12 protein-coding genes are annotated in these 14,616 nt (G+C 64.4%); 5 read left to right on the forward strand and 7 right to left on the reverse strand.

The genetic code is table 11. The annotated features are described in order from the left end of the window. Nucleotides 1–37: 37 nt before the first annotated feature. From CH276_RS24105 to CH276_RS24115, 3 genes are all read right to left on the reverse strand, one after another. Nucleotides 38–493 (reverse strand): hypothetical protein, encoded by a 456-nt coding sequence (locus CH276_RS24105; protein WP_094631963.1) that lies wholly within the window; start codon nt 491–493, stop codon nt 38–40. A 46-nt stretch (nt 494–539) separates the two neighbouring features. Then, nucleotides 540–1,805, reverse strand: coding sequence for a DUF6745 domain-containing protein (locus CH276_RS24110; RefSeq protein WP_254924421.1), 1,266 nt, complete (start codon nt 1,803–1,805; stop codon nt 540–542). A gap of 128 nt (nt 1,806–1,933) precedes the next feature. Next, nucleotides 1,934–2,917, reverse strand: coding sequence for a sugar-binding transcriptional regulator (locus tag CH276_RS24115; protein ID WP_094631965.1), 984 nt, complete (start codon nt 2,915–2,917; stop codon nt 1,934–1,936). A gap of 121 nt (nt 2,918–3,038) precedes the next feature. Between CH276_RS24115 and CH276_RS24120 the strand changes: the two genes are divergently transcribed. The 3 genes from CH276_RS24120 to CH276_RS24130 are packed head-to-tail and all read left to right on the forward strand — an operon-like array spanning nt 3,039 to nt 7,110. Beyond that, nucleotides 3,039–3,893: an MIP/aquaporin family protein gene (locus tag CH276_RS24120; RefSeq protein WP_094631967.1), complete on the forward strand. Its 855-nt coding sequence runs from the start codon at nt 3,039–3,041 to the stop codon at nt 3,891–3,893. After that, nucleotides 3,890–5,407 (forward strand): glycerol kinase GlpK, encoded by a 1,518-nt coding sequence (gene glpK / locus CH276_RS24125; protein ID WP_045198146.1) that lies wholly within the window; start codon nt 3,890–3,892, stop codon nt 5,405–5,407. The genes CH276_RS24120 and glpK overlap by 4 nt, the downstream gene beginning before the upstream one ends. Beyond that, complete coding sequence (locus CH276_RS24130) at nt 5,404–7,110, forward strand: glycerol-3-phosphate dehydrogenase/oxidase (RefSeq protein WP_094631969.1); 1,707 nt, start codon at nt 5,404–5,406, stop codon at nt 7,108–7,110. The genes glpK and CH276_RS24130 overlap by 4 nt, the downstream gene beginning before the upstream one ends. A gap of 5 nt (nt 7,111–7,115) precedes the next feature. On the opposite strand, the gene CH276_RS24135 is transcribed toward CH276_RS24130, so the two are convergent. Continuing rightward, a complete protein-coding gene (locus tag CH276_RS24135; RefSeq protein ID WP_094631971.1) occupies nt 7,116–7,676 on the reverse strand; it encodes a TetR/AcrR family transcriptional regulator in 561 nt (186 codons plus the stop codon). A 122-nt stretch (nt 7,677–7,798) separates the two neighbouring features. On the opposite strand from CH276_RS24135, the gene CH276_RS24140 reads away from it, so the two are divergent. Continuing rightward, a complete protein-coding gene (locus tag CH276_RS24140; protein ID WP_094631973.1) occupies nt 7,799–9,232 on the forward strand; it encodes an FAD-dependent oxidoreductase in 1,434 nt (477 codons plus the stop codon). On the opposite strand, the gene glgX is transcribed toward CH276_RS24140, so the two are convergent. Next, entirely contained in the window at nt 9,213–11,255 is a 2,043-nt protein-coding gene (glgX, locus tag CH276_RS24145; protein WP_094632189.1) for a glycogen debranching protein GlgX, read from the reverse strand. The genes CH276_RS24140 and glgX overlap by 20 nt on opposite strands. A 122-nt stretch (nt 11,256–11,377) precedes the next feature. On the opposite strand from glgX, the gene CH276_RS24150 reads away from it, so the two are divergent. Beyond that, the gene (locus CH276_RS24150; RefSeq protein WP_176459417.1) at nt 11,378–13,759 is read left to right on the forward strand and encodes a response regulator; all 2,382 of its coding nucleotides are present in this window, start codon (nt 11,378–11,380) and stop codon (nt 13,757–13,759) included. On the opposite strand, the gene CH276_RS24155 is transcribed toward CH276_RS24150, so the two are convergent. Further along, the gene (locus CH276_RS24155; RefSeq protein ID WP_032395438.1) at nt 13,753–14,139 is read right to left on the reverse strand and encodes a DUF5313 family protein; all 387 of its coding nucleotides are present in this window, start codon (nt 14,137–14,139) and stop codon (nt 13,753–13,755) included. The genes CH276_RS24150 and CH276_RS24155 overlap by 7 nt on opposite strands. Further along, nucleotides 14,136–14,588, reverse strand: coding sequence for a MarR family winged helix-turn-helix transcriptional regulator (locus tag CH276_RS24160; RefSeq protein ID WP_094631977.1), 453 nt, complete (start codon nt 14,586–14,588; stop codon nt 14,136–14,138). Before CH276_RS24160 ends, CH276_RS24155 begins: the two co-directional genes overlap by 4 nt. Nucleotides 14,589–14,616 lie beyond the last annotated feature (28 nt).

The following is a 14,616-nucleotide window of genomic DNA, read 5'->3' on the forward strand; positions in this document are numbered from 1 at the left end:
TAGCACTTCGGCAGAAATGTGATGGGCACCACTATCCTCAGTCGGCAACCAAGTGGGTCGAATGGAACCAGCCGCCCTGTCCGCGTTCTCGCTGCCGGCCGATGACGTATGTCCCCGGCGCGATTCCGGTGGCTCCGTGTTCGGGATGAATGAGGTATGCCGTCTGCGAGTTGGTCAGGATGCCCAGGGCCAGACCTCGGACGTCGTGCACGGGACTGGCCCACGAGCAGACGCCACCGTCGGCCACCAGGCTGTGGGGGTTACCGCCTGCGGCGCTGCGCAGTAGTTCGATTCCCGTCAACGGCACCTTCTCGCGTCGCGTCTGGCCGGTGGGGACGACTATGCCGTCGAGCAGTACGTACGGAACGACGATCAGATCGCCTTGAGCTTGCAGGCCGTCGATGACGGGCACGGAGATCTCCTTGTCGAGATAGTCGAATACGTCGAGGCCGGTGAGGTCGATCAGTGCGGACAGTGTGATGTTCGAGTTCATGTGAGTCACCTTGGGTGTTGTCGGGGTGTGGTGTCGCGGTGAGGTGTCAGGTTCTGCGGAGTAGCCGGCCGTAGTCGGCTCCGGCCAGGCCGTAGGTCCAGCCCGCGGCGTCGACCGCGGACGAGAACGCGCCGGGGACCCGAAGTCCGTAGCGTCGGCGCTCGCCGTCACGTTCGCGAGAGCCGTTGACGGCGAGAAGGATTCGACCCTCGCTGCCCCAGCCCGCCGGGGTGGCGAACAGTTGCAGGGTGCAACCGGGATTACCCGGATCGGTGTCGGTGTCGACCAGTCGCAAACCGGCTCGGTCGAGATAGTTGTCCCAACCGATTCGTTCGATGGCGCTCCGTCGGATCTCGACGTTGCGTTCGACGGTGATGCGCTCGACCGTCGGATCGTGGATCACCCACTTGGGAACCACGGTCCCGTTCAGGACATGGACACCGCTGCCGTCACCGAACTCGACTGCTGGAGAAGACGAATTGTGCAGGCGCACTTCACCGTGCACCGGATCGGGAACCGGCTCGGTGTGCACTGCGGTGGGGCGTTCGGACATCACTGCGACGTCGTCGAACGCCCACCACCATCCCGTCGATTCGACGAGGGCCGATTGAATGTCGAGAAGCTCGTTGTCCTCGCGCTCGAACGCGGCGAGGTGAAAGGTGCGATAGATGTCGTAGTAGGCGACGCGATGCGCTTCCTGCTGGCCGTACCAGGTGATACTGCCGAACGAGTGCGGAGCGAGGCTTCTCGTCGCGGAAGCGATACCGTCGAACAGGCTGGTGCGCAACGAATCCCACACTGTCCGGCGAATGATGGGATCGGGACTGATGCCGGCTCGGGCCGCGTCCTCCGGTGAACGTGTTGCAACGGTCATCCGCGCTTCTCGATCGCTCGGCATGTTCGGATTCTGGTGGAAGTACCACCGCGGCCATTCGATTCTTCGCTTGTCGATTCGCTCGTCCATTCGTCGACGGGAATTCGACAGCAACGATGCGATGCGTGCAGGTGACTTCTCGGCTTTTGCTGCGGTCGTGGGGATTTCGTTCACCGGTTGCTCTGCCGTGACGAAGGACGCGGCGGCAGCGGGGGACGGTACCCACACGAACTCGGGCGCGTCGAAACCGGCTCTTCGATACAACTGTGCCACGGCTGATTCCGCCGTGGTTCTATCGGAGGGGCCGGCCTTCAGGCCGTAGCGGAGCCATCGATCGCGCTGCGCGCAGACCGCACTGATGCTCTCGGCGTATTCATCGGGATTGTCACTGAATGTGCCGCGACGGGGAAATGTCGACGGCATCGGCACGGCGCTCACGTGAGGGAGGCGGTGTCCGCCTTTCCGGTTGTCATGAAGAAAAGAGTGACACGAGAATCGGGTGAGCGCAAGAGGGCACCCATGTGTACGAAACTTCGACCCCTGCTACGAAGTTCCGCTCACGTAGGTCAGCCGCGTGAGCGAAGGATCAACTGAGCCGCGCTGATGTCGTCGATGACGAGGTCGGTGATCAATCCGCCGCGCAGCGCTGCGGTGAGGGCATCGAGTTTGGACGCTCCGGCGACGATGCAGACTCGGCGCGGAACCACCTTGAGCCGATCCAGGCTCGGTCCACTCGATCTGTCGTTCAACGCAATTCGGTCGTGGCTGCCATCGGAGCGCAGGAACACGGTGGCGATGTCGCCCACGACACCGTCCCGTTGGAGCTCGGCTCGATCCTCGCGCTCGAGGTAGCCGGAGCTGTAGACGTGACTCGGAACGGCACCGCTCATGACGCCGATGCTGAACACGGCGAGGTTCATCCGATCCTGTAGTTCGAGTACTCGCTTGATGCTGCGTTCGCGCCACAGGTGTCGGCGGGTTTCGGGGTAGTCGAAGAAGGCGGGCACCGGAAATCCCTGCGCGACAGCACCGTAGGCGTCGGCAAAGGTTCGGACGATGTCGGTGGCGTAGGAGACTCCGGTGGTTCGGGTGTTCGCTGCGCCGTTGAGCTGCACGACGGTGGAGTTGTGGGTTCGTTTGGGTGCGAGCTTGCGGCTGACGGCGCTGACGGTGGTTCCCCAGGCGACGCCCATCACCATGTCGGATTCGAAGAACGATGTCAGCAATCGGCCCGCGAAGGTGGCGACGCGATCGAGGCGCTGCAATTCGTCGACGGTTTCCGACACGGGGACGACATGTGCACGAATGTCGTACAGATCGGCGAATGCACGCTCGATTCGCGGTGCTTGACCGAGCGGGGTGGAGATCTTGATTTCCACCAGTCCCGATGCCCGCGCGAACGTGATGAGTCGTGAGACCGTCGAGCGAGATACGCCCAGCTCACGGCCGATCGCCGCCATCGTCATGTCCTGGAAGTAGTACAGGCGCGCTGCCTGGGTGGCATGGCCGGTCCGCAGATCCGATTCGGGCGCAATGCGTGGGTCCGTCACCGTCGCAGTGTACGACCGATTTGCACATATGTGCATCAGCTGTGCAACGCAGTGCAGGCCGTCTACCGTGGCAAACAGCACGCAATGTGGCGTGCATCACCAACTTTGCGGAGGCTACACAATGGCTCGTAAGGAACCGGAATGGGGACTGCCGGCGCACATGGCTGCCGAGTTCGCCGGAACCATGATTCTCATTCTGTTCGGCGTCGGCGTCGTCGCGCAGGTGGTCTCGGGCGGTGAATCGGGAAGTCTCGGAGACCACGACTCGATCGCCTGGGCATGGGGCCTGGGGGTGATGTTCGGCATCTACGTCGCCGGTCGAATCACCGGCGCGCACCTCAACCCCGCGGTCACGATCACGTTCGCACTCTTTCGCGGATTCAGCTGGAAGATGGTTGCGCCCTACATCCTCGCGCAGACCGCAGGTGCCTTCGTGGCCGCGCTGCTGGTGCGCTGGAACTACAACGACATGATCAATGCAGTCGACCCCGGGCACACCACCGCCACCCAGACGATCTTCTCGACGCTTCCCGGCAACGGAACGTTGCCCGTCAGCGTCTCCTCGGCACTGATCGACCAGATCATCGGCACCGCGATCCTGCTGTTCCTCATTGTGGCAGTGACCGATTCGCTCGGCACCGCGCCGATGGCCAACATGGCTCCACTGATCGTCGGCCTCATCGTGGTCGCCATCGGCTTCGCATGGGCCACCAACGCCGGATACGCGATCAATCCGGCCCGAGATTTCGGACCTCGCCTGGCGTCGTACATCACCGGATACGGTGGAGCCTGGCGAGATCAATACGGCGGCCTGTACTTCTGGGTCCCGATCGTCGGACCTCTCGTAGGCGGACCGATAGGAGTGTTGTTGTACGACCTGCTCATCGGTAAGAACCTGCGCAAAGACGAAGGTTCGACGCCCGAGCCGCCATCACGACTCCCAGCAGACACCCAGACCACAGGAGAGAAGCCATGACCGAGTTCGCAGGAAAGTACGTCGCCGCGATCGATCAGGGAACCACGTCCTCACGCTGCATGATCTTCGATCACGCCGGTACCGTCGTCGCGGTCGATCAGAAGGAACACAAGCAGATCTTCCCGCAGGCCGGCTGGGTCGAGCACGACGCGTCGGAGATCTGGGACAACGTGCGCGCCGTCGCGGCCGGTGCCATGGCCGCTGCCGATCTGACGCGCGAGGACATCGCCGCAGTCGGCATCACCAACCAGCGTGAGACGGCGCTGGTGTGGGAGCGCGCGACGGGCAAGCCGATCTACAACGCCATCGTCTGGCAGGACACCCGTACCGATCGGATCGCCACCGCACTGGGTGGGGGCGACGCCAACAAGTACACCGCGAAGACCGGGCTGCCCCTGGCGACCTACTTCTCCGGACCCAAGGTCAAGTGGATCCTCGACAACGTCGACGGAGCACGCGCCAAAGCCGAAGCGGGAGAACTGTGTTTCGGCAACATGGACACGTGGGTGCTGTGGAACATGACCGGCGGAACCGACGGTGGGCTGCACTACACCGATCCGACCAACGCCTCGCGTACCCTGCTCATGGATCTCGACACGTTGCAGTGGGACGAGCAGATCTGTGCGGACATGGACATCCCGATGTCGATGTTGCCCGAGATTCGCTCGAGCTCCGAGGTGTACGGCACCGGCCGTGAGCGCGGTCCGTTCCGCGGGGTACCGATTTCCGGCATCCTGGGCGACCAGCAGGCAGCCACCTTCGGGCAGGCCTGCCTGTCTCCCGGCGAGGCCAAGAACACCTATGGCACAGGCAATTTCGTGCTCCTCAACACCGGCACCGAAAAGGTCATGAGCAAGAACGGCCTGCTGACCACGGTCTGCTACAAGATCGGCGACCAGCCGACGGTGTACGCGCTCGAGGGTTCCATCGCCGTGACGGGTTCGCTGGTGCAGTGGCTGCGCGACAACCTGGGCATGATCTCCTCGGCCGCCGACATCGAGACCGACGCACGGTCGGTGGACGACAACGGCGGTGCCTACTTCGTCCCCGCGTTCTCCGGTCTCTTCGCCCCACACTGGCGGTCGGACGCCCGCGGTGCCATCGTGGGACTGACGCGATTCGTCAACAAGGGACACCTGGCCCGCGCCGTCCTCGAGGCCACCGCGTATCAGACGCGTGAGGTGATCGAGGCCATGAACGCAGACTCCGGCGTCGATCTGGAGGTACTCAAGGTCGACGGCGGCATGGTGGTCAACGAGCTGCTGATGCAGTTCCAGTCCGACATCCTGAACGTCGACGTGGTTCGGCCTGTCGTGGCCGAAACCACCGCTCTCGGAGCGGCATACGCGGCCGGCCTCGCCGTCGGGTACTGGGAGAGCGAGGACGACATCCGTCAGAACTGGGCCGAGGACAAGACATGGACGCCGTCCATGGACGAGAACCAGCGGGCGAAGCTCTACGCCGGCTGGAAGAAGGCAGTAACACGTACTCTCGATTGGGTTGATGAAGAATGAGTTCCACCACAACGGCTTTGAGCCCGCAGTCGCGCGCCGACGCGCTGGCGAGGATGGAAGCCGAAGAGCTCGACATCCTGGTGATCGGCGGTGGCGTCGTCGGCGCGGGCACCGCACTCGACGCCGTCACACGCGGCCTGAAGGTCGGTCTGCTCGAAGCGCGTGACTACGCGGCCGGCACGTCCAGCCGCTCGAGCAAGCTCTTCCACGGCGGTCTGCGCTACCTCGAGCAGTTCAACTTCGCGTTGGTGTTCGAGGCGCTCAAGGAGCGTTCGCTGGTACTGAACAAGCTCTGCCCGCATCTCGCTCGTCCGGTGCCGTTCATCTATCCGCTGGAGAAGGTGATCGACCGCCCGTACGTCGGGCTCGGCATCGGCGTGTACGACGTCATGGGTGCCGGACGCGGCGTGCCGAGTCATCACAAGCACCTCGGCAAGAAGAAGACTCTCGAGTCCTTCCCGTCCGGCAAGCGCTCGGCGATCCGCGGTGCGGTGAAGTTCTACGAGGGTCAGGTCGACGATGCTCGGCACACGATGATGCTCGCCCGTACGGCGGCCGCCTACGGTGCGTTGTGCGCCAACAGCACTCGCGTCACGGGCTTCCTGCGGGAGGACGACAAGGTCGTCGGCGTCGTGGCGAGCGACCTCGAAACGGGCCGCTCCTTCGAGGTACGGGCCAAGCAGGTCATCAATGCCGCCGGTGTCTGGACCGACGAGGTGCAGCAGATGGTCGGTGGGCGTGGACAATTCCAGGTTCGCGCGTCCAAGGGTGTGCACCTGGTGGTGCCGCGCAATCGCATCAACAGTGCCACCGGCATCATCACGCGAACCGAGAAGAGTCTGCTGTTCGTCATTCCGTGGGGAAGTCATTGGATCATCGGTACGACCGATACCGACTGGAAGCTCGATCTGGCTCACCCGGCCGCGAGCCAGAGCGACATCGACTACATCCTGGGCCACGTGAACAAGCTGCTCGCCGATCCGTTGGACCGCACCGACGTCGTCGGTGTGTACGCGGGATTGCGACCGTTGCTGTTCGGTGAATCCGATTCCACCAGCACACTCTCGCGTGAGCACGCGGTGTCCAGTCCGGTGCGCGGATTGACGGTGATCGCGGGTGGCAAGTACACCACCTATCGCGTGATGGCCAAGGACGCAGTCGATTCCGCAGTGCACGGGCTCGAGCGGACGGTACCGAAGTGCGTCACCGAGGACATTCCGCTCGTCGGTGCCGATGGCTACCTCGGGGCGTTCAACTCCCGTGCCCTGACGGCCGAGCGCACCGGTATGCGTGTCTCACGCGTCGAGCACCTGCTGGGTCGGTACGGCACTCTGATGGGTGAGTTGTTGGACTTGATCGACGGCAACCCCGAGCTCGGCGAGCCTCTCGAGAGTGCGCCGGAGTACCTGAAGGCCGAGGCCGTGTATGCCGCGAGTCACGAAGGCGCGCGGCACCTCGAAGATATTCTGACGCGTCGTACCCGCATCTCCATCGAGGTTCCCGATCGTGGTGAAGCGGCGGCCGCCGAGGTGGCCCGGTTGGTGGCACCCATCCTGGGATGGGACGACCAGCACGTTGCCGAAGAGATCGAGCACTATCGGCTTCGCGTTCTGGCAGAACGGGATTCGCAGCAACAGCCCGATGACGACACTGCTGATGCAGCCCGTCTCGGGGCACCGGACGTGCGTGCCGGGGTGAGCTGACCTACTCAGTCGAGTGGTTCGGTGAGGTAGCGCCGCAGCGTCGGTCCTACCCACCGAACCAACTGCTCGTGGGTCATCTCGGCCAATGGAGATACCGCGAGGAGGTAGCGTGCGAACACCAGACCGAGTACCTGGGTTCCCACCAGGGCAGCCCGCTCCGCATACCGATCTGGCGAGACTGCGGCCAGCGCCGGCGCGACCTGGGTGGCGAACACCTGCTGCATGGTCGTTGCCGCCGCGGCATTGGTAGCCGCAGCGCGCATCAGGGCGAGGAACGTTCCGTCTTCCTCCCAGACCTGGAAGAACCTGGGCATCAACACTTCTGCAATGCGCTCCGGTGGGACGTGGGTCAGATCCGGAATGTCGAGTTCGAACGTGGCGGCCTCGGCGAACAACGCTTCCTTGGTTCGGAAATACCTGACGACCATCGCCGCGTCGACGCCCGCGGTGGCGGCGACGGATCGCATGGTGGTGCGGTCGTAGCCGTCGGCCGCGAATTGGGCGCGGGCTGCGTCGAGAATGCGAGCTCTGGTGGCGGTCGCGGATCGAGGTTGTCGTTCGGTCATCTCCGTAGCCTAAGTCAACGACCGTTGACCACGGTGCTCGGCGGGTCTATCGTCGGAAGTCAACAGTCGTTGACCAAGAATTCGCTGACCCAGGAATTCGCTGACCACAGTGGGAGTGCGTCATGAACCATTCGGACGTGATCGTCGTCGGTGCAGGTCCGGCGGGCTGCATGCTGGCGGGGGAACTCGCGCGTGCGGGCCGCTCGGTGACGGTGCTCGAGAAACACGATGCACAATCACCGCTGTCGCGAGCTTTCGGAGTACATGCCCGCACGCTGGAGATTCTCGACAGTCGTGGTCTGGCCGAGGACCTGCTCTCCACCGGAGCGCACACGCCGGGACTGAAACTCTGGAACGGACTGTCCCTCGACCTCGGCGCACTACCGTCGCAGTTTCCGTATCTGCTGGTCACGCCACAGACCAACGTGGACTCTCGACTCGAGGAGTACGCGCGGGCATCCGGTGCGCGGATTCTGCGCGGGGTCGAGGTCACCGGTCTCGAGCAGAATGCCGACGGGGTAGTGGTGCGCGGGACGGTGGCCGACGGCAGCGCGCATGAGTGGACGGCGTCGTATGCGGCCGGAACCGACGGAGTGCACAGTATCGTCCGCACGTCGATCGGACTCGACTTCCCCGGCAGGGAATTGCTGCGGTCGATCATGCTCGCGGATGTCCGGTTGGTTGATCCGCCCAACGGTCTGATCAACATCGGCGCAGGCAAGGACTGCTTTGCGTTCGTCGCGCCGTTCGGCGACGGGTGGTTTCGAGTGATCGCCTGCGACCGTACCGACACCGCAGATGTAGCTGCATCCGTCGACGAGACGCGGCTTCGTGACGTGGTGCGCCGCGCACTCGGAACCGACTACGGCTGGACCGACGTGCGATGGAGTTCGCGCTTCTCCTGCGACGAGAGGCAAGTCCGGCGCTACCGAGTGGGCCGGGTATTCCTGGCCGGCGATGCGGCGCACGTACATTCGCCTGCCGGGGGACAGGGCATGAACACCGGAATCCAGGACGCGATGAACCTCGGCTGGAAGCTGGCAGCCGTCCTCGGCGGTGCCGACGAGAAGATCCTCGACACCTATCACGACGAGCGGCATCCAGTGGGAAAGCTGGTGTTGCGCAGTAGCGGCGCGACGATTCGCATGTTGTTGCTGCGCTCGGTGGTAGCGCGGACGTTGCGCAACATCGTCTCCGCACGGGTGCTTCGTAGACAACGTGCCGTCGGCAGGATAGCCGGGATGTTTTCCGGTATTTCGATCTCGTATGCTTGCCGACGTGGCGAGCACCCGCTGGTCGGCCGGCGCGCAGTGCAGATACCCCTCATCGACGGCACCGTCACCACGGCGCTGCGCGACACCACGTTTCTGATGATCGGCGAGAACGATTGCAGCCGAACGGATATCCCCCGCCGAGCCGACCACGGTCCGGCAGTCCTCGTCCGGCCCGATGGATACATCGCATGGGCCGGACGATCGGACTCGAATCGATGGCAGGCTGTTCGAGACCGGTGGACAGCAGAGTGTTCCGCCTCGATCAGCCCTGCAGCAACGTGAACGAGTGCTCTCGGATCAGGATGGACGGGCCGCCGGCCTCGTAGGCCTGATCCGGGTCGCTCGAGATCGTCTGAGTCCAGGTGCCCTTCGGCAGAGTGAATTCCACGGCTCCGGGTGAGGCGTTGACCATCCACGCGAACGAGGCATCACTTTCCCCGGCGCGCATGAGGACCAGAATGCTGTGGGCGTTGCCGTCGGACCAATCCTCGTCGGACAGCTTCTCGCCGTCGGCGCGATAGAAGTCGACGGTGTCCGGGCCGGCTCCCTCCTCGTCGGAATCGCTGTCGTGCCGAAACCAGGTGGGGCGCAGTGCCGGGTGCTCGGTGCGAAGCGCGATGAGGTGCGTGGTGAAGTCGATGAGGTCCTGATCGGCTGTGCTCCAGTCGAACCAGGAGACCTCGTTGTCCTGGCAGTAGGCATTGTTGTTGCCGTTCTGCGTCCGGCCGAGCTCGTCGCCGCCGAGGATCATCGGCACACCGGCGGAGAGCAGCAGCGTCGCAAGGTGATTGCGTTGCTGGCGAGCTCGCAATGCGTTGACACCCTCGTCGTCGGTCGGGCCCTCGGCACCGCAACCCCACGAGCGGTTGTCGGATTCGCCGTCCTGGCTGTCCTCGCCGTTCTCCTCGTTGTGTTTGTCGTCGTAGGAGTTCAGGTCGGCCAACGTGAAGCCGTCGTGTGCGGTGATGAAGTTGACGCTGGCCAACGTGGGTCGACGGGTGCTCTCGTAGACGTCCGGGCTTCCGGTGACACGTTGCGCCAGTGCAGGCAGAGCGCCGCTCTCGCCGCGCCAGAAATCGCGAACGTCGTCGCGGAACTTGCCGTTCCACTCCGACCAACGCGCCGGGAAGCCGCCCACCTGGTAGCCCTGGGTGTCCCACGGTTCGGCGATGAGCTTGACCGGCGCGAGCGTCGGATCCTGATGCACGAGGCTGAGGAACGCGCTGTGCACGTCGAGGTCCGAGTCCTGACGAGTCAGGGTGCTGGCCAGGTCGAAGCGGAAGCCGTCGACGTGCATCTCGGTCACCCAGTAGCGCAGTGAGTCGAGGATGAGTGCCAGGGCGGCGGGGTGACCGACATTGAGGCTGTTGCCGGTACCGGTGGTGTCGTAGTATGCGCTCCGGTCGTCGTCGACGAGTCGGTAGTGCGAGCCGTTGTCGATTCCCTTGAGCGAGAGGGTCGGTCCGAGATGGTTGCCCTCGGCGGTGTGGTTGTAGACGACGTCGAGAATGACCTCGATGCCGTTGTCGTGCATGGCTTTGACCAAGGCCTTGAACTCGTCCACCTGGCCGCCGGTGTCGCCGGTGCTGCTGTACTCGTTGTGCGGGGCGAAGAAGCCGATGGAGTTGTAGCCCCAGTAATTGCGACGGCCCTCCTCCAGCAGATGCGAATCCTGAACGAACTGGTGGATCGGCAGCAGTTCCACTGCCGTAACGCCGATTCGTTTCAGATGTGCGATGGCTGCGGGGTGTGCCAGTCCGGCGTAGGTGCCGCGAATGTCCTCGGGCACATCGGGATTGGTGGCGGTGAATCCCTTGACGTGCACCTCGTAGACGACCGTCTTGTCCAACGGTGTGCGCGGTGACTCGTCTCCCGACCAATCGAAGTTCGATTGCACAGCAACGGAATACGGCATGTACGGTGCCGAATCCTCGTCGTTGCGGGTCTCCGGCTCGTCGTGCAGATGCGAGAAGACCGACTCGTTCCAGTCGACCTGACCGGTGATGGCGGTGGCGTACGGGTCGAGGAGCAACTTCGCCGAGTTGTGCCGTAACCCCGACGCGGGGTCCCACGGACCGTCGACGCGCAGACCGTACCGCGCTCCCGGGGTGACGTCGGGAACCAGATCGTGAAAGACGTGGCCGGTGCGCTGCGTCAAAAGCGTTGTACTGCGCTCTGTTCCGTCGTCGTTCAATACGACCACGGAGACCGAGTCCGCTGTTTCGGAGTAGACGGCAAGGTTGGCACCGTCGTTCGACAGACGTGAGACGCCCAAGGGGTACGGGAGACTGAATGAGGAGGGCATGGTCGCGGCAGTACCCCCGTAAGGCTCGAGCGAAACGCCTGCGTACCGAGCGTTCGGCTACTATCGACGGCGAGATTGCGGCCGCCGAGCACCAGCGGGCGCAAGTTACGAAGGACGATGCGATGAACTCCCCACGACCCGATGCCGGTTCGGCCCGCCTGGACGAGCTGTTTCCGGGTGACAACGCGACCGACGCCAGGTTTCGGGAACTGGACTGGGCGGCGACCGAGTTGGGGCCGTTGGATCAGTGGCCGCAAGAGTTGATCACCGCGATTCGCACCGTCATGCCGTCGACGATTCCGATGCTGATCTGGTGGGGTCCTCACCTGGTGCAGATCTTCAACCACACGTACACCGACTTCCTCGGCGACAAGTTTCCTGCGGCCGCAGCGCAGCCGGCCAAGGTCTGCTGGGCGGAAATCTGGGACGAGATCGGAGAGTTGGCCCGACAGGTCGTCGACGGCGGCACGGCAGTGCACGGTGCTCGCCAACGGTTCATGATGAACCGGTACGGATTCCTCGAAGAGACGTACTTCACTTTCTCCTACAGCCCGATCCACGGTCCCGGGCGCGCGGTCCTCGGCGTGTTCGTCGCCACGTCGGAGGTCACCCAGCAGGTGCTCGGTGACCGTCGTATGCAGGCGTTGCTGAGCCTGGGGACGCTGACAGGCATCGACACCGACGGTGCCGAGGACATCTGCCGGGCGGCCGTGGGCGCGCTCGCGGCCGAAGCATCGGAGTTTCCGCTCGTCTCCGGTTACCTCCGCGAAGGCATGAATGCGGACGGCCGCGTCGAGTGTGTCGTGACCGGCGGCGACGTCGGCTACGAGCGCTCGACGTGGGAGTGCGCCGATCTCGCCCGGGTCGCCGACGGCGCAGTGGCCGTGGCGACGGTCGGCGTGGACGGCAACGTTCCTCGGGCCGTCGTCGTGCCGTTGACGATGGCAGGCCGTGTGCAGCCGGTCGGTGCGCTGCTGATCGGGGTGAGCAGCCACCGAGTGATCGACGATGCCTTCACCTCGTTCTGTGGCGTCGTGGCCGAACGCGTATCGACTGCGCTGACCGCCTCCCAGGCCTTCGAGATGGAGCGGCAACGCGTCGTGGCGCTGGCCGAGGCCGATGCGGCGAAGACGCGGCTGCTCGAAACCGTTGGGCACGAATTCCGAACACCGCTGACCCTTCTCGCCGGTCCGCTGGACTCGGTACGCGAGAGTGCTTCCTCGCAGTTGAGCGAACCCGATCGGCAATCCCTCGACGTGGTCCACCGCGCATCGGTACGACTACGCCGACTCGTCGACGATCTGATGGATGTCGTCAGCGCCGACGCGGGCCGACTCGAGGCCCGTCTCGAACCCACCGATCTCACGGCGGTGACGCGTGACTGCGCGACGCTGTTCGCGACGGTGGCGTCGGACCGCGGTCTCGACCTGGAAGTCGATACGTCCGAGGACGTCGTCGTGCTCAGCGACGGCGAGATGTGGTCGAAGATCGTGTTCAACCTCGTCGCGAACGCCATCAAGTACACCCCCACGGGCCGGGTGTCGGTGCGTCTGAGGGCCGAGACCGACACCGTTCGGCTCGTGATCGCCGATACCGGGCTCGGAATCCCCGAAGACGATCTGTCGCGCATCTTCGATCGATTCCACCGGGTCGAGCACGCGGGAGCGCGCAGTATCGAAGGGTTCGGCATCGGGCTCGCGCTGGTATCGGACCTGCTCACAGCCCTGAACGGGCATGTGGATGTCGACAGCGAGGTGGGCATCGGGAGCACGTTCACCGTGGTCGTGCCCCGGGTGCCGGTCGAGGCCGCGGTGCCTGTCGACCGTCCGGCAACACCGACCGATTCGGTGTCGGCGATCTTCGTGGCCCACGAATCGACGCAGGCGACGCCCGATCGAGCGGACATTCTGCTCGTCGAGGACAACGTCGACATGCGCAACTACTTGCTGAGGCTGCTGACCGAGGAAGGGTGGTCGGTCGCCACCGCAGGCGACATCGAGACCGCACTCGATCTGGCACGGTCGACGCCGCCGGGCATCGTGCTCACCGACGTCATGCTCCCCGGGCGCAGCGGACTGGACCTGGTCGACGAGATCCGCCGCGACACCGGTCTGCAGCGTGTGCCCGTGATACTGCTGACCGCGCGAGCGGGAACGGATTTCGTGCTCGACGGCTTGGGCCGCGGGGCCGACGACTACATCGTCAAACCGTTCCACGATCGAGAACTCGTGGCCCGTGTGCGGGTACACCACGAACTCTCCCGTATGCGCGAACAGATCCTCGCCGAAAGTGACAACCAGGCCTCGACGCTGCGCACTGCCCTCGACACCCGCGGAACGATCGGCCGGGCAGTGGGAATTCTGATGTCGGTCTACCGCATCGACGAAGATGCCGCGTTCACCCAGCTGACCGAACTGTCGCAGAACTCCAACCGAAAGACCCGCGACCTGGCAACCATGGTCGTCGACGACTTCACCGCCGGACTCGACCGAGAGCGTCAGTGATTGCGGCGGTAATTCTCGCGTTCCCGTTCCATTTCGGCTGTCTTCTTCTCGCTCTTCAGATCGGCCGGGAGCCCGTGGATTTCCAGGCGTCGGGCACGGTTCTGGTCCATGTACGCCGCCGTGTAGAACAGCGCGAGCAGCAGGCTGAGCAACACCATCGAGGCGCGTAGCCAGATCGCTCCTGGGAACAGGACGAAAAATCCGATGAAGATCGGCAGGAACGGAATCATCGAGCGCAGGATGTGACGCGGCGTCGCTCCCGGACCGACGAGGTCGCGTCGGACCCAGCCCTGGAACTCGTCGGGGAGTTTGCGGCCGAGGACGGCGTAGCCCAGCCATTGGCCGAGGGGCGGACGGGTGCGGGTCGGGCGAGCGTTCACGACAGTGCTCCTGCTGCGATGGCCGCATCGTTGACGCGGGTGAGGACGCGTCGCAGTTCTTCGAGCTCGGCGAGCGACGCGCCGAGCTGCGCCACGACGGCGGGTGGAATTTTCTCGGCCTTCTTGCGGAGTGCGGCCCCGGCCGGGGTGAGCGCGACGAGCAGAACGCGCTCGTCCTCGACGCTTCGATTGCGGGTGAGCAACCCCATCGACTCCAGACGCTTGAGAAGCGGCGACAGGGTGGGGGAGTCGAGCTGCAGTGCCGATCCGATGGCTTTGACCGACATCGGCGACTCGCCCCACAGTGCCAGCATCACCAGATATTGCGGATGCGTCAGCCCCATCGGCTCGAGCAGGGGCCGATACACCGACAGCACGGCACGGTTGGCGACGGCGAGTGCAAAGCAGACCTGTCGATCGAGTGCGAGTGGATCTTCGGCGGTGGCCACGGTCCCAGGCTACCAGAATTGAGTCGTG

This window comes from Rhodococcus sp. 06-470-2 (assembly GCF_002258235.1).
Classification (GTDB): Bacteria; Actinomycetota; Actinomycetes; order Mycobacteriales; family Mycobacteriaceae; genus Rhodococcoides.